At 48.6% G+C, this 19,858-nt stretch carries 19 protein-coding genes; 1 reads left to right on the top strand and 18 read right to left on the bottom strand.

Annotation, left to right across the window (positions count from 1 at the left end; genetic code table 11):
• Positions 1 to 11: 11 nt before the first annotated feature.
• The 5 genes from plsX to ADU22_RS10590 form a co-directional block, all read right to left on the bottom strand.
• Positions 12 to 995 carry a phosphate acyltransferase PlsX gene (gene plsX / locus ADU22_RS10610; RefSeq protein WP_053362126.1) on the bottom strand — a complete coding sequence of 328 codons (984 nt, stop codon included), beginning with the start codon at positions 993 to 995 and terminating at the stop codon, positions 12 to 14.
• Between the two features lie 14 nt (positions 996 to 1,009).
• Complete coding sequence (gene fapR / locus ADU22_RS10605; protein ID WP_053362125.1) at positions 1,010 to 1,579, bottom strand: transcription factor FapR; 570 nt, start codon at positions 1,577 to 1,579, stop codon at positions 1,010 to 1,012.
• A 130-nt stretch (positions 1,580 to 1,709) separates the two neighbouring features.
• Positions 1,710 to 3,758: an ATP-dependent DNA helicase RecG gene (gene recG / locus ADU22_RS10600; RefSeq protein WP_053362124.1), complete on the bottom strand. Its 2,049-nt coding sequence runs from the start codon at positions 3,756 to 3,758 to the stop codon at positions 1,710 to 1,712.
• 152 nt (positions 3,759 to 3,910) lie between these two features.
• Entirely contained in the window at positions 3,911 to 5,578 is a 1,668-nt protein-coding gene (locus tag ADU22_RS10595; RefSeq protein ID WP_053362123.1) for a DAK2 domain-containing protein, read from the bottom strand.
• A gap of 16 nt (positions 5,579 to 5,594) precedes the next feature.
• Entirely contained in the window at positions 5,595 to 5,957 is a 363-nt protein-coding gene (locus ADU22_RS10590; protein WP_046522176.1) for an Asp23/Gls24 family envelope stress response protein, read from the bottom strand.
• A 300-nt stretch (positions 5,958 to 6,257) separates the two neighbouring features.
• Between ADU22_RS10590 and rpmB the strand changes: the two genes are divergently transcribed.
• Complete coding sequence (gene rpmB / locus ADU22_RS10585; RefSeq protein WP_046522177.1) at positions 6,258 to 6,446, top strand: 50S ribosomal protein L28; 189 nt, start codon at positions 6,258 to 6,260, stop codon at positions 6,444 to 6,446.
• A 120-nt stretch (positions 6,447 to 6,566) separates the two neighbouring features.
• Here the strand turns inward: rpmB and spoVM are convergent, their stop codons facing one another.
• The 13 genes from spoVM to rpoZ form a co-directional block, all read right to left on the bottom strand.
• Positions 6,567 to 6,647 (bottom strand): stage V sporulation protein SpoVM, encoded by an 81-nt coding sequence (gene spoVM, locus ADU22_RS10580; RefSeq protein WP_046522178.1) that lies wholly within the window; start codon positions 6,645 to 6,647, stop codon positions 6,567 to 6,569.
• A gap of 93 nt (positions 6,648 to 6,740) precedes the next feature.
• The gene (locus ADU22_RS10575) at positions 6,741 to 7,388 is read right to left on the bottom strand and encodes a thiamine diphosphokinase (RefSeq protein ID WP_053362122.1); all 648 of its coding nucleotides are present in this window, start codon (positions 7,386 to 7,388) and stop codon (positions 6,741 to 6,743) included.
• Positions 7,389 to 7,613: 225 nt separating this feature from the next.
• Complete coding sequence (rpe, locus tag ADU22_RS10570; RefSeq protein ID WP_053362121.1) at positions 7,614 to 8,258, bottom strand: ribulose-phosphate 3-epimerase; 645 nt, start codon at positions 8,256 to 8,258, stop codon at positions 7,614 to 7,616.
• Between the two features lie 2 nt (positions 8,259 to 8,260).
• Positions 8,261 to 9,142, bottom strand: a complete 882-nt coding sequence (gene rsgA / locus ADU22_RS10565) for a ribosome small subunit-dependent GTPase A (RefSeq protein ID WP_053362120.1) — start codon at positions 9,140 to 9,142, stop codon at positions 8,261 to 8,263.
• A 45-nt stretch (positions 9,143 to 9,187) separates the two neighbouring features.
• On the bottom strand, positions 9,188 to 11,176 hold the full coding sequence (gene pknB / locus ADU22_RS10560; RefSeq protein WP_053362119.1) for a Stk1 family PASTA domain-containing Ser/Thr kinase: 1,989 nt from the start codon (positions 11,174 to 11,176) through the stop codon (positions 9,188 to 9,190).
• A 4-nt stretch (positions 11,177 to 11,180) separates the two neighbouring features.
• Positions 11,181 to 11,930, bottom strand: a complete 750-nt coding sequence (locus ADU22_RS10555; RefSeq protein ID WP_053362118.1) for a Stp1/IreP family PP2C-type Ser/Thr phosphatase — start codon at positions 11,928 to 11,930, stop codon at positions 11,181 to 11,183.
• A gap of 4 nt (positions 11,931 to 11,934) precedes the next feature.
• Entirely contained in the window at positions 11,935 to 13,026 is a 1,092-nt protein-coding gene (rlmN, locus tag ADU22_RS10550) for a dual-specificity RNA methyltransferase RlmN (RefSeq protein ID WP_053362117.1), read from the bottom strand.
• Between the two features lie 3 nt (positions 13,027 to 13,029).
• The gene (gene rsmB / locus ADU22_RS10545; RefSeq protein WP_053362116.1) at positions 13,030 to 14,385 is read right to left on the bottom strand and encodes a 16S rRNA (cytosine(967)-C(5))-methyltransferase RsmB; all 1,356 of its coding nucleotides are present in this window, start codon (positions 14,383 to 14,385) and stop codon (positions 13,030 to 13,032) included.
• Complete coding sequence (gene fmt / locus ADU22_RS10540; protein WP_053362115.1) at positions 14,375 to 15,331, bottom strand: methionyl-tRNA formyltransferase; 957 nt, start codon at positions 15,329 to 15,331, stop codon at positions 14,375 to 14,377. The genes rsmB and fmt overlap by 11 nt, the downstream gene beginning before the upstream one ends.
• The gene (gene def / locus ADU22_RS10535) at positions 15,328 to 15,810 is read right to left on the bottom strand and encodes a peptide deformylase (protein ID WP_053362114.1); all 483 of its coding nucleotides are present in this window, start codon (positions 15,808 to 15,810) and stop codon (positions 15,328 to 15,330) included. Before def ends, fmt begins: the two co-directional genes overlap by 4 nt.
• A 65-nt stretch (positions 15,811 to 15,875) precedes the next feature.
• Complete coding sequence (gene priA, locus ADU22_RS10530) at positions 15,876 to 18,287, bottom strand: primosomal protein N' (RefSeq protein ID WP_053362113.1); 2,412 nt, start codon at positions 18,285 to 18,287, stop codon at positions 15,876 to 15,878.
• On the bottom strand, positions 18,284 to 19,501 hold the full coding sequence (gene coaBC, locus ADU22_RS10525) for a bifunctional phosphopantothenoylcysteine decarboxylase/phosphopantothenate--cysteine ligase CoaBC (protein WP_053362112.1): 1,218 nt from the start codon (positions 19,499 to 19,501) through the stop codon (positions 18,284 to 18,286). Before coaBC ends, priA begins: the two co-directional genes overlap by 4 nt.
• A 138-nt stretch (positions 19,502 to 19,639) precedes the next feature.
• The gene (rpoZ, locus tag ADU22_RS10520) at positions 19,640 to 19,858 is read right to left on the bottom strand and encodes a DNA-directed RNA polymerase subunit omega (RefSeq protein WP_053362111.1); all 219 of its coding nucleotides are present in this window, start codon (positions 19,856 to 19,858) and stop codon (positions 19,640 to 19,642) included.

Genomic DNA, 19,858 nt, shown 5'->3' with positions numbered 1-19,858 from the left:
CATTTACTGGCTTATCCTTCTTCAATCGCTTTTTTTATCGTGCCTGAAACGTCATTGGCCGCCATTTCCCTTGCCTGTCGAATGGCATTGTAAATGGCATTGCTGTCAGATGAGCCATGAGCCTTGATGACTGGTGCCTTTAAGCCAAAAAGGCCAGCGCCTCCATACTCGGAATAGTCCATTTTATTTTTCAGGACTTTCAAGTCAGGCTTCAGCACTGCGGCAGCAAGCTTGCTTTTCACGCTTGACGTCAAAGCGGACTTTAACATGTTGAAAACAGACATCGCGGTCCCTTCAATCGTTTTTAGGACCATGTTTCCTGTAAAACCATCTGTGACTACGACATCGGCTGCGCCGTCGAGCAAATCCCTTGCTTCCACATTGCCGATAAAGTTGATATCCGCCTCTTTCAGCAGGGCATACGCGCTTTTGGTAAGCTCATTTCCCTTTTTCTCCTCTGTGCCAATATTGAGGAGTCCCACTCTGGGGTTCTTGATTCCGCGTGCTTTTTCACTGTAGATGGAGCCCATCACAGCGTACTGCAGCAAATGTTCAGGCTTGGCATCGGCATTGGCCCCTACATCGAGCAGGAGGAAGCCTTCTCCGCCGATGGTAGGGAGGGTCGGGGCAAGCGCAGGACGCTCAATCCCCTCAATCCTTCCGACTACAAACAGACCAGCCGCCATTAGGGCACCGGTATTCCCGGCTGAGATGCAGGCATCCGCTTTCCCTTCTGTCACCTGCCTGGCTGCGAGCACCATCGAGGCGTCTTTCTTGCGGCGAACAGCCCGGACTGGTTCGTCTGTTGCCAAAATCACTTCTTCGGTGTGAAGGACTTCAATTCTTTCCGAGGGAACAAGATGCTCCTTAATTTTGTTTTCATCCCCAACAAGGATAATATGTACATCATTAAATGCCTGGACGGCCTTCATAGCGCCAAGGACAATTTCCTTTGGTGCATGGTCGCCGCCCATTGCATCGATAGCCAATTTCATATGTTGTCCATCCTTTAGTTCGTTTTTTGTGATCGGTACATCTCGAACTCGCCTTTGAACACAAGCTCATTGTTCACATAGCTGTATACGTCCACAAAGGTCCTGCCCGTGTTTTCATCAATCCGGGTTACTTTCGCCTTGGCGATGACCCGCTCATTTTCCATTACGGACCGGGTAAACTGGATATGGGCTTTTGCTGTAAGGGCCAGCTCATCGTTGATGACTGCGACAGCAAGGGAATTGGCCTGGGCGAAAAGGTGATGTCCCCGGGCAATCTGGTTTCTTGTGAATACATGCTCTTTGTTTACATCCAGAATGGAGATCGCTTTTTTATCAAGCTCAATATCAATGATTTCACCAATCACATCTTCAAGCGGAAGGGAGCGGACTTCATCTTCAAACCGTTTTTCGGCCACGTGTTTTATTCTTTCCCGCAGTTCGGGAATCGATAACTCCAGGCGGTCAAGCCTGATGGTCTGGATGCTGACTGCAAACTTCTCAGCCAGTTCCTCATCCGTCACAAACGGGTTTTCCTCTATAGTTTCCACCAGCATCTGCTGGCGGTCGCGCTTATTTCGTCTCATCAACATTACACCATCCGCACTATTATGACTAGGTACTAATAGTAATATATTAAAAAAATAGGCAGATTGCAAGAAGAAATATGGCAACAAGCCATTCTTCCCAATACTGCCCCATATCAAAATTAACTGTTTAATCCAGCTTTTCACCCGACAGCGCACCGGCTGCAGCCAGATGCTCCCTTAAGCCAGCGTATTTTTCCGACTGCCAGAACGCCCTGGACTTGACCAGAAGGGCCGCATCGTTCCTCGCGGTCTCTAGCGCCCTGTAATCATGCACCATATCGGCCACCTTAAATTCGGGAAGGCCGCTTTGCTTCCTTCCAAAGAAATCCCCCGGCCCCCGGAGTTCAAGGTCCTTTTCACTTAAAACAAAGCCATCATTCGTCTCCGTCATGATGGTCATCCGCTCCTTGCCGACCTCACTTTTAGGGTCGGCAAGCAAGATGCAATAACTTTGCTCGCTTCCCCGGCCAACCCTTCCGCGAAGCTGGTGAAGCTGCGACAGACCAAACCTCTCTGCGTCATAGATCAGCATGAAGGTGGCATTTGGCACATTGACTCCCACTTCCACCACCGTGGTGGAAACCAGGACCTGGACTTCATTTGAACTGAACTCTTTCATGACTTCTTCCTTTTCAGCGGCACCTAGCCTTCCATGCATCAGCCCGATTTTGTAGCGGTTATGGAAATGCAGGCTTAAAATGTTGTGAACGTCGATGGCATTTTGCACATCCAATTTATCGGATTCCTCTATCAGCGGGCAGATAACGTAGGCTTGCCTTCCCTGCGACAGCTCTTTATCCATCAATCCAAGCACCCTGTCAAGCATTTCCGGCTTCGCCCAATATGTTTCTATCGCTTTCCTTCCAGCCGGCATTTCATCAATGATGGAAACATCCATCTCACCAAATACCGTTATCGCCAATGTTCTTGGAATCGGCGTCGCAGTCATGAACAGGACGTCAGGGTTCTCCCCTTTTTCCCTGAGGATGCGCCGCTGTTCGACACCAAAGCGATGCTGTTCATCTGTTATGACAAGCCCAAGATTCCGGAAGCTGACCTCATCCTGAATCAGGGCATGCGTGCCAATCAGTACATCGATGGTCCCTTCCTGAAGCTTCGCAAGAATTTCCCGGCGGCGCTTCCCCTTGACCGAGCTGGTCAAAAGTTCGCAGGTGACTCCAAAAGGCGCAAGCAGTGCCGTAAGCGACTCGGCATGCTGTTCTGCAAGAATTTCCGTCGGCACCATCAGTGCTCCCTGGAATCCTGCAGTAATGCTGGCAAACAGGCAGATGGCAGCTACCACCGTTTTACCCGAACCCACATCTCCCTGAAGGAGGCGGTTCATGCGGTACAAAGATTTCATATCGGTTAAAATCTCATTGACCACCCTCTTTTGGGCATTGGTCAGCGGAAACGGAAGGCTTTCGATAAACTCTTTTAGCCTGGGAAGATCATAAGCTTGCGCATTCCCGGGAGACTGCTCACGCTCCAGCTTCCTGAGCGCTTGCATCTTCAACTGGAAAAGCAGGAATTCTTCATACACAAACCTTCTCCGGGCCTGTTTTGCCTCATCTGCCCCTGAAGGGAAATGCAAGGCTCTCAAGGCATCCCTTCGGCTCATCAGCTTATACTGCTGCAGCAATTCTGCAGGAATGATTTCCTCCACCTGGCTGCCGAATTGTGAAAATGCGAGCTTGATCAGCCGCCTGATTGTCTTGACAGTCAGTTTCCCTTTGACGGCATAGACGGGCTCCAATTCCTTATCTTTCGAATAAGCCCCGACACTCATTTGATTGGCCGTGATCGTCTGCCGGTGCTGGTCCCATTTGCCGGTAACGGTTATGGTTTCATTGACAGCAATCTTTTGTTTGAGATAGGGCTGATTAAAAAACACCACTTTTACCAGGTACCTGTCGACCAGGAGCCTGACAGTCAGGCGGGATTTTTTCCTCCCATGGTAAACAAGCGAAGGTTCTCCGTGAACCGTTCCTTCCACTGTCACTTTTTCCTCATGCTTGACATCGGCCAAATCCCTGAGCCGGTAATCCTCATACCTGTAAGGGAAGTGTTCCAGCAAGTCTTTTATGGTCTGTATATGCATATCCGCAAGGTTCTCGGCCATTTCGGCCCCTATGCCCTTTATGGCGGTAACAGATTGATTCAATAGTTCAGTCACGTTAAGTGCAGCCTATCCTTTTTCCCCAGTTTCCTGCCGGAAGGCCTCGCTGCATTTCCTCCCCATTCTGTTTGTCCACGCCCGGCACTCTCCCAAAAAAGAAGGAATAGAAGCCAATGACTTCTATTCCCCGGGCTCTACTATTATTTTAGTTACTCAATCGCAAAAATAAAAGCATAAAGCGGCTGGCCGCCATCGTGGATTTCCACTTCCAAGTCGCCGTACTCTTCTTCAAGGTAGGCAGCAAGGCCGTCAACATCTTCCTGGGTCGCATCCTCGCCCTTGAGAATGGTCAGGATTTCGGCATCCTCATCCAGCATATTCTTCAGCAGGTCTTTGGCTGCTTTCACTTTGTCTTTATCCTTAAGGATGATCTTTCCTTCCGCGATTCCCATAAAGTCCCCTTTTTCAATCTCCAGGCCCTCTATGCTTGTATCACGGACAGCAAAAGTGAGCTGTCCGGTTTTCACATGGTTCATCGCTTCGGTCATGCCATCTTTGTTCTCCTCCAGCCCGGTGCCCGGATTGAAGGCGAGCAGGGCGGACATCCCCTGAGGTACGGTCCTTGAAGGAACAACGATTACATCCTCATCTGCAAGTTCAGCCGCCTGTTCGGCAGCCATGATGATGTTTTTATTGTTCGGCAGAATAATGACTTTATGCGCATTTGTTTCTTTTACCGCTTTAACAATGTCCTCTGTACTAGGGTTCATTGTCTGGCCGCCTTCAATGACTGCATTGGCGCCGATGCTCCTGAACAGCTCGGCAATTCCCGTCCCCATGGATACGGTGACGACCCCATACTCCTTTTTGGCCGCAGGGAGTTTACTTTCCGCCCCCCCTGACTGTGCCGGCTGCCCAACGATATCGGTATGCTGCTGGCGCATGTTTTCAATTTTCATCGAAATGAGGCTGCCGTACGACTGTCCATATGTAAGGACTTCACCAGGCTGTTCGGAATGGATGTGTACCTTGACAAGCTGGTCATCGGAAATAACCAAAAGTGAATCTCCGTAATGGCTTAGATCTTGACGGAACTGCTGCTCGGTAAACGCCCTTTTCCCTTCAAGCTTTACCATGAATTCGGTGCAATAGCCGAATTCGATGTCTTCTGTATTGATATGGCCCTGAACACTCTTGTGGTGTTCGGCGCTGATCAAATCATTCATGGAGACCAAGGAAGAAGGTGCTTCCGGAAGTTCCTCCCCTTTAAGTACAGCAAGGAATCCTTCATATACAAGGACAAGTCCCTGTCCGCCGCTGTCCACCACGCCAACTTCCTTCAGTACCGGGAGCAGGTCAGGAGTCCGGTTCAAAGAGGCTTTTGCCTCAATCACGATTTCCTCCATCAGGGCTGCAATATCCGTCTGGTTTTTGGCTGCCTGGACTCCTTTTTTTGCGGAATCCTTGGCCACAGTCAGGATCGTTCCCTCAACAGGCTTCATAACGGCTTTATAGGCTGTTGTGACACCAGCTTCAAGCGCTTGCGCAAACTCATGGGCGTTAATGGCGTCCTTCTGTTCAATCGCCTTGGAGAAACCCCGGAACAGCTGGGAAAGAATCACTCCCGAGTTTCCGCGGGCACCCATTAAAAGGCCTTTTGAAAGCGCAATGCCGACTTTGCCGATATGTTCCTGGACATTATTTTTTACTTCCTTGGCACCGGAAGTCATTGATAAATTCATGTTTGTTCCAGTGTCGCCATCAGGAACAGGGAAGACGTTCAACGCATCCACCATTTTGGCGTTGGCTGAAAGGTGGCTGGCACCCTGTATCACCATCTCCGCGAAACGCTTTCCGTCTAGAACTGTAATTGACACAAATCTTTCCTCCTCACTACGGGTTCGTTACACGAACTCCCTGAACGTAAATATTGACCGAATCAACCGCCAGGCCAACCGTTTTATCAAGAGTGTATTTCACTTTTGACTGGACCATGTGGGCTACCTCGGAAATTTTCGTTCCATAACTTACAATGATATACATATCAATATGTACTTCTTCATTTTCCTGGCGAACGACAACACCGCGTGTAAAGTTTTCCTTGCGGAGTATTTCGGCAATTCCGTCTTTCAGCTGCTGCCTTGAAGCCATCCCGACAATACCGTAGCAATCGACAGCGGCACCGCCTGCAATGGTAGCAATGACATCATTTGATATATCGATTTGACCGTACTTTGTTTTTAGCTCGATGGACATTTGGTCGTTCCCCCTCTTGGAAAAATTGCATATGACTAAAGCCATTTTACTATAAGCTTGCCCAATTTAAAAGACATTCTGGCCCATCTTATTATTGAGCAAGAATCCCCGCTATCTGTCAAGGTTTTTTTCTTTAAACCTTTTTTGGTAGCTATTGCAATCACAAAGGTTGTGTGATAAATTATTAAAGTATGTTTGACTGTCAGAAAGGTAACATTGTTCATTCGGCTGTTCTGACGATAATGCACTTAATGCATGCGAAAATAGTATTAGCATTTGTAAGTTGGGAGGGAAATATACATGCCACGTAAATGTGTTGTTACAGGTAAAGGCACTCGCTCCGGGAACCACCGTTCTCACGCGATGAACGCCAACAAGCGTACTTGGGGTGCCAACCTTCAGAAGGTTCGTATTCTTGTTGACGGAAAGCCAAAGCGTGTTTGGGTTTCTGCACGAGCTCTTAAATCAGGTAAAGTCGAAAGAGTCTAATTGGCTCTATGCAAAAAAGCATCCGGATTCCGGATGCTTTTTTAATTGCTCCCCCTTAATTGACACCAAATAAAAACACCCGCCGCAGCGGGTGCAAACAAATACCCTGCCTGTAATCTATCAGCCTTTTTTAAATGCACCCAGCATTGCCCGGACGAGGCCGCCCAAGACTTTGGGCAGTTTGATTGTATAAAATTTCATATTGTCCCTCCTCACTATCCTCGAAGCCAAACTGTCGGAGACTCCACCCTTTACATGTATATTCGGAAATAAAAAATAATTGCCGAAGACTTTTCAATCTCTGCTGCTTACCACCAATAATATGCCTTCCGAGAAAGAAAAAGTACCATGTTCCCCGACCAGTTCATTACTAATACATAATGTCGATCCGAGCGAAATATTCCTGCCCGACAGCGGGTATTTAAATCCATCGAGCGTCAGCCCTTCCACTGAAGGACTTATCGGGATAAAAGATATGTAAGTTCTGTCCAGCCTCCTGTTGATGGAATAGCTCCCTGGACCCTTGGCAAACAGGTGGTTCTGTCCGTCAATGATTTCAACATGCGTATCATGATTTTCAAGCACCGGCTTCAGCAAAATCTGGACGTTCCCAAAAAAATGGTCAAGGCGGCCGCCTGTTGCCCCGAACAGGTTGATTTGCTGCGGCTTTTGCAAAAGCGCCCAATTTAGAGCAAGTTCCATATCGGTCTCGTCTTTTTCTGGCTTAACCTTGATCAGGTTGCCAACCTCACTCTCAATCCTGCGCCATTCCTCATCTGAAACCGAATCAAAATCCCCAAACGCATAATGTGGCTGTATCCCGGCATTGAGCAAGGTAAAAACTCCCCTGTCCACCCCGAGCCATTTACATCCCGTGGAATCATATTGTTCCAGATCGGGAAGCAGACTCTCCGGGCCTCCCCCCAGGATATTGATCTTCATTCATCCCCACACCCTTCTATCATTGAAAAATTAAGAAAAGCGCAAGCGCCTTGGTCAGCCCCGACCAGCATAAGACGCTCCAGAATAGAAGGCGCTTTTTGCCTTCAATTCTGGAGTGGCTTATGACTCGAGGGGCTAGGCGCTGGAGCTAGACAATTATCTAAATTCCAAAATTTATACTTTCTTATCTAAGGAATAAAGCCAGCTTCCAGGCTGGCTTTTGGTCTATCCTCTTAAGGCGGCTATAGCCTGGGCCCTGTCTTTGGCATTATATACTGCCGATCCGGCGACAAGGACAGATGCTCCTGCCTCAATGCATTGTTTGGCTGTCTCCCCATTTACCCCGCCGTCAATTTCAATCTCAAGGCCAGGGTTTCGCGAAGCGGCCATATCCTTGACCTGACGGATTTTCGGCAAAACAGCCGGGATGAATTTCTGGCCGCCAAATCCTGGATTGACCGACATCAGCAAGACCATGTCCACGTCTTCGATCACATGCTGAATACTTTCAACTGGCGTCGCGGGATTAAGGACAACCCCGGCTTTCACCCCAAATGATTTGATATGCTGAAGTGTACGGTGCAAATGCCGGCAAGCCTCTACATGGACCGTAATATAATCAGCTCCCGCCTTTGCAAATGCTTCGATATATTGATCCGGGTTTTCAATCATTAAATGGACATCCAGGGGCAGCTTGGTTACCGGGCGGATTGCATCCACAATCAAAGGTCCAATCGTAATGTTGGGAACAAAGTGCCCATCCATGACATCAACATGGATATAATCTGCTCCCCCTTGTTCGACATCCCGGATTTCCTCTCCTAATCTTGCGAAATCTGCTGATAAAATAGATGGTGCGATTTTCACCATTTCTAATACCTCGGCTTTCTATCTTTTATTTCCTGCAAAAAATCCTTATAGTGATCATATCGGTACTCCGGGATTACACCGGCTTCAACAGCGGCTTTAACCGCGCATTTCGGTTCCGATACGTGGAGACAGCCGCGGAATTTGCAATCTTCACTTATCCGTTCAATATCCGGAAAGCAAAAATTAAGTTCAGTAGGCTCAATCTCGGTAAATTCCAGTGAACTGAATCCAGGGGTATCCGCAACAAGGCCGCTTTCGCCAATTTTGATCAACTCGACATGCCTGGTTGTATGGCGCCCCCGGCCAAGATGATGGGAAATCCCGCTGGTTTTAAGCTCAAGCTCCGGCCTGAGCGCGTTTAAAAGGGAGGATTTCCCTACTCCCGACTGGCCCGCAAACACCGATATTTTCCCTTCAAGGTAAGGATAAAGCTCCTCCAGGCCTTCCTGAGTTTCCGAAGAGGCAAGTATAACCTCATATCCGGCATTCCGGTAGTCGGCTGCATACTGCTCAAGCTTTCCAATCCCATTTTCAAGCAAGTCAACTTTCGTAATGCAGATCAGCGGACGTATATGGTTGTATTCCACAAGCACAAGGAAGCGGTCCAGCAAAGCAGTGCTAAAGTCTGGCTCAACAGCCGAAAACACAAGAATAGCTTGATCGACATTGGCTATCGGCGGCCGGACCAGTTCATTCTTCCGCTCTTTCACTTCCATAATATATCCATCTGTTTCGTTTTCAGCCTGATAGCTGACTTCATCGCCGACAAGCGGTGTGACTTTATTCTTTCTGAAAACGCCCCGGCCGCGGCACTGGATGAGGCCCTCTTTTCCAAGAACGTAATAGAAGCCGCTTAAGGCTTTGATGATTTTGCCCTCCGGCATAGCATCCCTCCTGATTTTTCGAATAGCGCAAGCGCTGTTTCGTTGTTAATCTTCCGGATATTCAACAATCCCCTGGCCGATTACCATATTATTTCCAAAAACTTTATAACCGCCTGGGGTGTCATGAGCTATGGTAAATTCCAATTTTTTCGTAATCGTTTCGGTAATGGTGAAGGTTTCTGCCGGCGTTGTCATACTGCGGTTCATATCCTGAATGTAGATGACAACCTCCATTTCTTCCCCTTCAAGGCTCTCGTCATAGTCTATGGTGATTTCCTCGGTGACTTCTTTCGGCGGGATTTCCTGCACTCCTTTTGAAATCACGACAGAGACTTTTCCGCCCTCTTTCAGTTCCGTTCCCGGCTGAGGGTTCTGTGAAACCACCAGGCCTCTTTCAACTTCCTCATTGTATTCTTCCGTAATATCAATCGACAGTCCGGTGGTATCCGCATAATCGCTTACGCTTTTCGCCGTATGTCCTGTCAAATCAATCAACCTTACTAGTTGGGGCCCCTTGCTGATTGTAAATTCAATGACCGTTTCACTGGGGATGACTTCATCCCCTTCTTGATGATTTTGGTCCAATATCGTTCCCGGCTCACTATCATCATGCTGTTCGGTTGTCTTTATGTCCCTGAAATCCATTTCTTCCAGGATGGGGGCAACATCCTCATACATACGGCCGCGGTAGTCGGAAAGTTCGAAACGTTCTTTGCCTGTACTTATGTAAAGGTCAATCACGGTGCCTTCCTTCACTACTTTTCCTGATCCCGGATTGGTTCTGATAATAAAACCTTCCTCAATATTATCATCGCTCAATTCTTTTTTATCCCCGATAATGAAACCGGCGGCAATCAGATCGGAAACACCTTCCTCCAAATCCAGGCCGGCCACTTGCGGGACAGTTTTTTCCTTTGGCCCAAACAGGTCCGGGCCCATTAAAACAAGCAAAGAAATGCCAATCACAAGCAGTGCGAAAATGGTCGTTAGAATCAATGGCCATCTCCGTTTCTTTTTCTTATCGTCGTTCTTTGCCTTCTTCGATTTCTTTTTCTTTTCCTTTGGCTCCTTTGGGCCTTGATTTTCTCCCTTCCCTTCCCCCATGACCACTGTTTCATCAAGGTTGCGGAATGGACGGTCTGGGGTAATTACCGGTATGGCCTTGGTTGCTTCATCATCCTCCGGTATGGAAAACTTGCTTTCGTTTAACCTCTCGGGATCAAGGGCCGTCCGTAAGTCATCTTCCATTTTATCGACATTATCATAGCGATGGAACGGATCTTTTGCCGTTGCTTTCAGGACAATATTTTCAACACTTTGCGGAATTTGGGGATTCCACCTTTTTAAGGACGGAGTTTCGGATTGCAAATGTTTTAAGGCAATCGAAACTGCAGACTCACCCGAAAAAGGAAGCCTGCCAGTCAACAGTTCAAACATGACGATGCCTAGTGAATAGATGTCCGACTTATTATTGGCCATGCCTCCCCGCGCCTGTTCGGGGGATAAATAATGGACCGAGCCTAGCACCGAGTTTGTTTGTGTTATGCTCGTCGCACTTAAAGCCATGGCAATTCCAAAATCGGTGACTTTAACATTCCCGTTTGCATCGATAAGGATATTGTGCGGCTTGATGTCGCGATGAATGATATGGTTGTGGTGGGCATCGGAAATTGCCGAGGTAAGCTGTTTCATGATATCGAGCGTCTTTTCCACAGGAACCGGAGCATGTGTCTGTATGTATTGCTTTAACGTCTGCCCGGGAACGTACTCCATGACAATATAGTATAAACCGTCATCTTCTCCGACATCATATATACTGACGATATTCGGATGGGTCAGGCTGGTCGCTGACTGCGCCTCCCGATGAAACCTGCGGATAAACTCATCATCATTCGCAAAATCCAGTCTGAGCATTTTGACAGCAACATCCCTGTCAAGAATCATGTCATGGGCAAGATAGACATTTGCCATGCCTCCGCCGCCGACCATGTCAAGAACCTTGTATCGACCGCTAATTCTTTTCCCAATCATCATGTCCTCACCTGCCCTCTGAGGCGTCTAAATAGCCCACAATGGCCAGGGTGATATTATCCTCGCCTCCATTTTGATTGGCGAGACCCACCATTTCTGACGCCATTTCACCCAGGGTGCAGTCCTGGGCGAGGATTCTGGAGAGCTCCTCCTGGCTTACTTTGTTCGTCAATCCATCCGAGCATAGAAGCAGCATATCCCCATCTTCAAATATAATGGTCTTTATATCCATTTCGACAGTGTTTTCCGTTCCAAGGGCACGCAAGAGTACATTTTTACGCGGGTGGTGTTCGGCATCCTCCCTGGAAATTTGCCCGGACCTGACCAATTCGTTGACAAGGGAATGGTCCTCAGTCAATTGCTGAAATCCCGTCTCGTTCAGGATATAGGCCCTGCTGTCGCCAATATTGGCAACGGTTACGAACAATGCCGTGCAAATGGCCGCAACAATAGTAGTGCCCATGCCTTCACAATTGGTGTTTTCCTGGGAATGCCGGAATACTTGGGCATTGACTTCCTTGATTGCAGTCTCGAGCCAGGTGTAAGACTCCTCGGCTGTGCCAATATTCCCGGATCTTTCCCATTTTTCCCTTAAGTAATTGATTGTCATTTCACTTGCTACATCGCCGGCCCGATGACCGCCCATGCCATCGGCTACGATGGCAAGGCGCTGGCCCTCAAGGTTGGTGAAAATCCCTCCATTATCTTCATTATGAAGCCGGACTTTCCCTTTGTCTGTCATGAAAACAGCGTTCATAATTTCACCTCGTCTCTTCCTTCCGTTCCTTGGCACGAAGCTGGCCGCAGGCGGCATCAATATCATGGCCCTGCTCACGGCGGATTGTGACATTCACACCACGATCTTTCAGCGTTTTTTCGAACTTGAAAATCTGGGCTTTAGGGGTTCTTACATAATCGCGTTCCGGCACATAGTTGACCGGAATCAAATTGATATGGCATTTGATTCCTTTCACAAGCTTGGCCAGTTCCTCTGCATGTTCAACCTGGTCATTGACTCCCCCGAAGAGTCCATACTCGAAAGATATGCGGCGGCCGGTTTTTTCAATATAGTAGCGTACCGCTTCCATCAGGTCCGGAAGCTTGTAGGCCCGGTTGATCGGCATCAGCCTGCTGCGCAGTTCGGAATTCGGCGCATGCAGTGAAATCGCAAAGTTGATTTGCATATTTTCTTCGGCAAACTTGTAAATTTTCGGAATGATGCCGCTCGTCGACACGGTGATATGCCTTGCTCCGATGTTCAGTGCGTTCTCATGGTTCATAATCTTAAGAAAAGCCATCATATTGTCATAGTTATCAAAAGGCTCACCTATCCCCATGATGACAATTGAGCTGACCCGTTCATTTGTTTCATCAAGGGCCAGCTGGACCTTAACAACCTGGGCAACGATTTCCCCTGCTTCAAGATTCCTTTTCAGGCCGCCAAGGGTGGAAGCGCAAAAGGTACATCCTATTCTGCAGCCAACCTGGGTCGTCACGCAAACCGAGTTGCCATACTCATGGCGCATCAAAACCGTTTCAATGGATTTTCCGTCCTGGAGTTCAAATAAAAATTTAATCGTCCCATCGGAAGAAGTTTGCTGGATGATTGTATTCAGTGTCGTCAGCACAAAGCTTGCTTCCAGTTTGTCACGAAGTGATTTCGAGAGATTGGTCATATCATCGAAAGATGTGACTCTCTTCTTATAAAGCCAGTCAAAGATTTGAACTGCACGGAATGCCTTATCTCCCTCTGACACAAGCCATTCTCTTAAGTCTTCAAGCTGAAGCGAATAGATGGAAGGCTTTCCGGTTTCATTAGCTGCATTGTTTGTTTTCATTTCTCGTTGTTCCATATGTTAATCCACCTTCCTTTGCAGGCATGCGATATAAAAGCCGTCTGAACCAAAGTCCTGCGGCAGGATTTGAAGTTCAAAGCCGTCGATTAGCGGACGAACCGCTTCAGGCATCTTTGACGGCAATGTAAGATCTCCTGTGAACCCGGCATGCTTTTCCAAAAATATTTTTACCGTTTCTTCGTTTTCGGCACGGTCGACTGTACAAGTGCTGTATACCAGGGTGCCGCCCTTCTTGATCAGGGGAGCGACGGCGTCCAGGAGGGAAAGCTGGATCTCCTGCAGCCTTGTCAAATCCTCTTCTTTTTTTGTGTATTTCATATCAGGTTTCCGCCTCATGACTCCAAGGCCGGAGCATGGGGCATCGAGCAGGATGCGGTCAAAAGACTCAGGCTCATATAGTTCCTGGACCTTGCGGCTGTCAAGCTTTTTCGTTTCAATATTAGCAAGCCCAAGCCTGGCTGCATTGTCGGCGATTAATCTCACCTTATGCTCATGCAAATCAAGCGATACAACCTGTCCTGATCGATTAAGCTTTTCAGCAATATGGGTGGACTTTCCACCGGGCGCTGCACAGGCATCCAGGATATTATGATTTTCCTGCACTCCGAGTGCATAGGCCGCCAGCATGGAGCTTTCATCCTGGATGGTAAGCAGTCCCTCTTTGTAGGCTTGCGACGAAGCCAGATTGCTGCGGAGGCATTTAATGGCTTCCGGCACAATTTGGCTCTGTTCAACTGTAAATCCTTCTTCCTCAAGCCTGCTGATACAGTTCTCTACAGAAGTTTTCGTCAGGTTCACTCTCGCCGTCTGCAGGGGGGCGGTCAGGTTGATTTCGCACATTTCTTTCGTTTTCCCAAGGCCAAACTGGCTGGCCCACCTTCTCACAAGCCACTCTGGATGGCTTGTTTCGATTGCCAGCCTTTTGACGGGATCGGCTATATTTTCAAGGGACGGAACTCCCTCTCTCTGAATGCTTCTAAGCACCCCATTAACCATCCCTGATATTCCCTTATGTCCCCTGCGCTTTGCAATTTCAACTGCCTCATGAATCGCAGCCCTGTCCGGTACGCGGTCAAGAAAGACCATCTGATACAAGGTCATGCGCAGCAGCGGCAAAACCCAGCTTTCCAGCTTGGCTTTCTTTTTGATAAAAGGCTCCAGGTAAAAGTCCAGCGTCATTTTCCGCTGTAGCGTTCCATAGATCAACTCTGTCAGCAGGCCTGCATCCTTTTTATCAATCTTGTTCTTCTCAATGGCATTATGAAGCAGCAAATTGCTGTAAGCCTGGTTCTTTTCAATGCTTTCCAAAAGTTCCAGGGCTGTTTCCCTTACATTTTTTTTTCGGTTATTCTTCATGGTTCTCTCCAAGCTTCAACCCTCTTTTTATAAAGGAGCCGGCACCGCGCAAATATTGCCCTGCCTCCATCTTTTTCTTGCCTGCCGGCTGGAGCTCCGTTATCTTGAGCGCCGTATCATCCCCTGTTGCAACAACAAATCCGTCTTCTTCGACAGCAAGGATGGTTCCTGGCTCGGCGGTATCTTTCGCAGCCGTCTTCGCAGCCTTCCAGACCTTTATTACCGAACCATCAAGAGTGGTATAGGCGACCGGCCATGGGTTCATGCCGCGAATATGGTCATAGATGGCCGAACCAGGCCTCGACCAGTCGATTTTTTCCTGCTCCCGCTTGATATTCCATGCAAAAGTGGCTTCCTCATCGTTTTGCTTGATGGGCGTCAGCTTGCCTTCGAGAAGCTTTGGAATGGTTTCTGATAAAAGGTCTGCCCCCACTGTGCTGAGTTTATCATGCAGGGTGCCAACATTGTCATCATCCGCTATCGATATCTCTGCCTGGGTAAGGATATCACCAGCATCCAGCTTTTCTGCCATATACATGATGGTAATTCCTGTTTTCTTTTCACCGTTGATGATCGCATAGTGAATGGGTGCTCCGCCGCGCAGCTCGGGGAGCAGCGAAGCGTGGACATTGATACACCCATGCTTCGGAGATTCCAGCAGTGCTTTAGGCAAAATTTGGCCAAAAGCCGCCGTTACGATCAAATCCGGGTTCAGCGCCAGGATTGGCTCAAGCTCCTCCTGCCGGCGGATTTTTTCTGGCTGGTACACAGGGATTCCATGCTTTTCGGCTTCCACTTTTACCGGCGGCGGTGTCAGCACCCTTTTCCGTCCAACCGGCCTGTCTGGCTGGGTAACTACGGCAATGACATCATAGCCATCGCTTATGATCCGCTGAAGCACAGGAACAGAGAAGTCGGGAGTTCCCATAAATATGATTTTTGTCATTCTTTACTGCTCCCTTCCAATTCTTCCTCTTCCAGATATCGGCTTACTTTGGTTGTAAACAGCACTCCATGCAGGTGATCCACTTCATGCTGGATGGCTCTTGCCAGAAAATCCTCGGCTTCCATCTCAAACCACTTGCCTTTGCGGTTTTGTGCCTTCACTTTGATTTTATAGGGACGAGTCACCTCGCCAAACAGTCCCGGAAAGCTCAGACAGCCTTCAGGGCCGGTTTGTGTTCCCGAAGTCTCCGTGATGACGGGGTTGATCAGTTCATAAGTCGTGGAATCGTCTATATCAACAATGGCAATTTGCTTATCAATGCCAATCTGCGGCGCCGCAAGTCCGACACCGTCATATTCAATCATCGTGTCATACATATCATCCAGCAGTTTTCCAAGCTTCTTGTCGAAAACCATGACTGTCTCGCACTCCTGCTTCAAAATGTCTGCGGGATACGTTACTATCTTCCTAACTGGCAAAATCGTGTTCCTCCAATACTATGCTTATCCTTAATGTTTCCACAAAACAAAATGTTCTCATACCATCACATTAAAATATATGGATTCAAATCCAGTGAAATCTGCAGTCCTTCTTTGGCTGTTTCCTGCTGGTAGCGATCGAGCACTTGTCTCAAGGAAGTTCTTAGCTCCGGTTCTTTTTTGTATTTTATCAAACATTGGTACCGATATCTATTTTTGATTCGTGGGATTGGTGAAGCCACAGGTCCAAGTACGACGGCTTCCTTTGAAAGCCTGGAAGAGATGTAGCGTGTGATTTTTTCCGTGACTGATACGGCCTTCATCAATTCCTCATGGCTTACGGTGACAAGTGCAATATAATAAAAAGGAGGATATTTATGAAGCTTCCTCGCCATCATTTCCTGTTGGTAAAAACGGTGGAAATCCTGGGTCCCGGCGAGCTCGATGCTGTAATGTTCCGGTGTATAGGTCTGGATCACCACTTCCCCTGGAAGCTCGTGGCGTCCGGCCCTCCCGCTCACCTGTGTCAGGAGCTGGAACGTCTTTTCAGATGAACGGAAATCAGGGAGATGGAGCATCGTGTCCGCACTCAGCACTCCGACAAGGGTAATGTTGGGGAAATCAAGGCCTTTTGCAATCATTTGGGTGCCAAGGAGTATATCGGCAGCTCCTTCCCCGAATGCGTTCAACAGCTTTTCATGCGATCCCTTTCGCCCGGTTGTATCGACATCCATGCGGATGACCCGGGCTTCAGGCAGCAGCTTTGTCAGCTCCTCTTCCACTTTTTGCGTTCCAGTCCCAAAATAGCGGATATGCTCGCTGGTACATTCTGGGCAGGTCACCGGTACAGGCTCCTCATAACCGCAATAGTGGCATTTCATTTGCTCCTGGTAGCGGTGGTAGGTCAGTGTAATCTCGCAGTTTGGGCAATTGATTACATACCCGCAATCCCGGCACATCACAAAGGAGGAGTGGCCCCGCTTATTCAGGAACAATACTGTCTGCTCCCCTTTAGCAAGCCGGTCCTCAAGCTTTTCAAACAGGCTGCGCGAGAACATGGAGCGGTTTCCCTGGCGCATTTCTTCCCTCATGTCGACAATTTCAACTTCGGGAAGTGGCTGCTCATTCATCCGTTTTGGCAGCCCCAGCAGGGTATAGACACCCTTTTGGGCACGTGCAAAGGATTCAAGCGATGGAGTGGCGCTGCCCAGGACAACCGGGCACCGATGGTTTGCCGCCCGGTGGATGGCTACGTCCCTCGCATGATAGCGCGGGTTTTCCTCCTGTTTATAGCTTGTCTCATGTTCCTCATCAATAATGATGATTCCAAGGTTTTTAAATGGAGCGAAGATGGCCGAGCGTGCTCCAACCACGACCTTCACTTCACGGCGCTGGATTTTTCGCCATTCATCATATTTTTCACCTGCTGATAACCCGCTGTGCATAACCGCCACCAGATCGCCGAAACGTTCCTTGAACCGTTTTACCATCTGGGGGGTCAGGGAAATCTCCGGGACAAGCACAATGGCTTCCTCACCCTTTTCAAGCACCCGCTGTATGGACTGAAGGTAGATTTCCGTTTTGCCGCTTCCAGTGACTCCATAAAGCAGGAACACTTCATGCCGGTCTTCTTCAATGGAGGAAAGAATTGGTGTGATCGCCTTTTCCTGGGCCTCTGTCAGTACAAGCGGTTCCTGGCGCTGGAACTCTCTTCCGGCATATGGATCCCGGTATACTTCCATGTCACGCTCCCCAAGAATCCCTGCTTTGATGAGAGCCTTAACGGCCGCCTGAGAAAACCCATTGGCAACAAGTGTCTTCAGTTCCACCGGCTCTGGATGTTCCTGAAAAAAGTCCAGCAGCCTTCTTTGGGCTTTCGCTTGGGGAGACAGCCTTTCTTTTTGTTCAGCAAGGCCAGCAGCGTCTTCCAGCGGGAGAACATGCTTCAGTTTTTTTCTTCGGACCCGGTCTTTCACTTCATAAACAACATCCACCAGGCCCCTGTCACTTTCCCTTTTCAAGAGATTGACAAGATTTTGTTCAACAGCAGCTTCCCAGCTTACCTCGGAACCAGCCGAAAACAAATCCCTAGCTTCTTCCTCAAGGTCTTCCCTGCTGCTCCCCTCGGTGAGCACCACTTTTTTTTGATATTTCGCCTTCAGGGCTGCCGGAAGCATCGCCTGGTAAGCAGAAATCCTGTAGCAAAGCGAATGCTCTGTAAGCCACTCCCCAAGCAGGAGCAGTTCCTTGTTCAATACAGGCTTCAAATCCAGCGCTCCGGCTATCTCTTTCAGTTTCTTGAATTCCGATTCCGTTTTTATTCCGGTTACGAAGCCCTGGATATTCCGGGGACCAAACGGCACATTTACTCTTACGCCAGGAACAATGACACTTTCCAGGTTTTCAGGTATCAGGTAATCAAACGTTTTGTCAGTCTGTTTGGCTGGAACATCGACAATGACGCTCGCAATTTTCATTTAAGCCCGTCCTTTTCAAGTTGATGCGCAATTTCGGCCAGCAGCTTCCGTGCCACGTCTGCCTTGGACATTAGCGGCATATGGACTTCACTGCCATCCTTCTTGTACAATGTCACGATATTGGTGTCGGTGCCAAACCCGGCTCCCGCTTCCGTAACATTATTCGCGACAATCATGTCCGCGTTCTTTTTCGCAAGCTTCCTGCGTGCATATTCTTCGACATTGTCCGTCTCAGCCGCAAATCCGACTAAAAGCTGATGATGCTTCCGGCGCCCGAGCTCAAGGAGGATGTCCTTCGTACGTTCAAGCTCAAGCATCTGTCCGCCTTCCTGCTTCTTGATTTTCTTGCCATGCACGGTTTTCGGCCGGTAATCCGCGACTGCGGCTGTTTTAATGACGACGTCTGCATCTGAATAATTTTTCATTACCGCTTCGTACATTTCCTGTGCACTCTCTACATTCACTGCTTCAATTCCGAATGGCGGCTTCAGTGCGACCGGTCCGCTGACCAGAATGACGTGCGCTCCCATTTTCCTGGCTTCCTCCGCAATCGCGTAGCCCATTTTCCCGGTAGAATGGTTCGTCAGATAGCGGACAGGATCAAGTTTTTCCCTTGTTGGCCCGGCCGTAATCAAAACCGTTTTGCCTTTTAGCAGAGGCCTCGGAGCTTCTGCGGCGAAATGAGCCTCAAGGAGCTCGACAATCCTCTCCGGTTCTTCAAGCCTTCCTTTTCCAACATACCCGCATGCAAGATAGCCTTCGCCCGGCTCGATAAAGCGCCAGCCGAACTCCTGAAGGATGCCCATGTTTCTCCTTACAGCCGGATGGTTATACATATGGACATTCATCGCAGGCGCAATCCAGACAGGTGCCGTTGATGCGAGAAGCGTGGTTGTGACCATGTCGTCGGCCAGCCCATTTGCCAGTTTTCCGATCGTATTGGCCGTCGCCGGTGCGATTAAAATTAAATCCGCCCAGTCGGCCAGGTCAATATGGGCAATCACTTTAGGGTCTTGTTCATCAAATGTATCTGTATAAACCTCATTGCGTGACAACGCCTGAAAGGTAAGCGGCGCAACAAATTTTGCCGCAGATTTGCTGAGGATCACCCTGACCTTCGCACCCGCCTGGGTCAATTTGCTCGTAAGCGCGGCTGCTTTATAGACGGCAATCCCTCCGGTCACGCACAGAAGTATTTTTTTATCGTTCAGCATACCAGAACCCCCGTTTTGTCGCTTTCTATGCTTTTATTATGATTGATTGCTGCATTTTTTTCATCAATTTAATTTAAAGGAAGCATCTCCCGTGAAAAAAAATAACAACCTAAGCAGCTTAGGTTGTTTTTGATTGGCCTATTGTTCTCCGTTTTCCTCACCGGCCGCTGTTCTGAAATGCAGCCTATCGGCATGGATTTCCTCAAGCGCCTTGCCCACATATTTATGGGAAACGTATTTTTCCAGACGAGCATCATGCTGTATCTGCATATTGCGCGCACGTTTAGCCGCCACGGACACTAGCGAATACTTTGAATCAATTTTCGTCAATAAAGAATCAATGGATGGATATAGCAA

The organism is Bacillus sp. FJAT-27251 (assembly GCF_001273925.1).
Taxonomy (GTDB): domain Bacteria; phylum Bacillota; class Bacilli; order Bacillales; family Cytobacillaceae; genus Mesobacillus_B.
The sequence above is the reverse complement of the archived record's forward strand: the minus strand, read 5'-3'. Positions and strand labels throughout refer to the sequence as shown.

Coding starts and splice junctions, on each gene's coding strand:
- plsX (WP_053362126.1), bottom strand. CDS start 995: ATGAAATTGGCTATCGATGCAATGGGCGGCGACCATGCACCAAAGGAA.
- rpmB (WP_046522177.1), top strand. CDS start 6,258: ATGCCACGTAAATGTGTTGTTACAGGTAAAGGCACTCGCTCCGGGAAC.
- ADU22_RS10555 (WP_053362118.1), bottom strand. CDS start 11,930: ATGAACGCTGTTTTCATGACAGACAAAGGGAAAGTCCGGCTTCATAAT.
- fapR (WP_053362125.1), bottom strand. CDS start 1,579: ATGAGACGAAATAAGCGCGACCGCCAGCAGATGCTGGTGGAAACTATA.
- spoVM (WP_046522178.1), bottom strand. CDS start 6,647: ATGAAATTTTATACAATCAAACTGCCCAAAGTCTTGGGCGGCCTCGTC.
- rsgA (WP_053362120.1), bottom strand. CDS start 9,142: ATGCCGGAGGGCAAAATCATCAAAGCCTTAAGCGGCTTCTATTACGTT.
- ADU22_RS10575 (WP_053362122.1), bottom strand. CDS start 7,388: ATGAAGATCAATATCCTGGGGGGAGGCCCGGAGAGTCTGCTTCCCGAT.
- rlmN (WP_053362117.1), bottom strand. CDS start 13,026: ATGGAACAACGAGAAATGAAAACAAACAATGCAGCTAATGAAACCGGA.
- rpe (WP_053362121.1), bottom strand. CDS start 8,258: ATGGTGAAAATCGCACCATCTATTTTATCAGCAGATTTCGCAAGATTA.
- coaBC (WP_053362112.1), bottom strand. CDS start 19,501: ATGCTGAACGATAAAAAAATACTTCTGTGCGTGACCGGAGGGATTGCC.
- fmt (WP_053362115.1), bottom strand. CDS start 15,331: ATGACAAAAATCATATTTATGGGAACTCCCGACTTCTCTGTTCCTGTG.
- pknB (WP_053362119.1), bottom strand. CDS start 11,176: ATGATGATTGGGAAAAGAATTAGCGGTCGATACAAGGTTCTTGACATG.
- ADU22_RS10590 (WP_046522176.1), bottom strand. CDS start 5,957: ATGTCCATCGAGCTAAAAACAAAGTACGGTCAAATCGATATATCAAAT.
- rsmB (WP_053362116.1), bottom strand. CDS start 14,385: ATGAAGAATAACCGAAAAAAAAATGTAAGGGAAACAGCCCTGGAACTT.
- priA (WP_053362113.1), bottom strand. CDS start 18,287: ATGAAAATTGCGAGCGTCATTGTCGATGTTCCAGCCAAACAGACTGAC.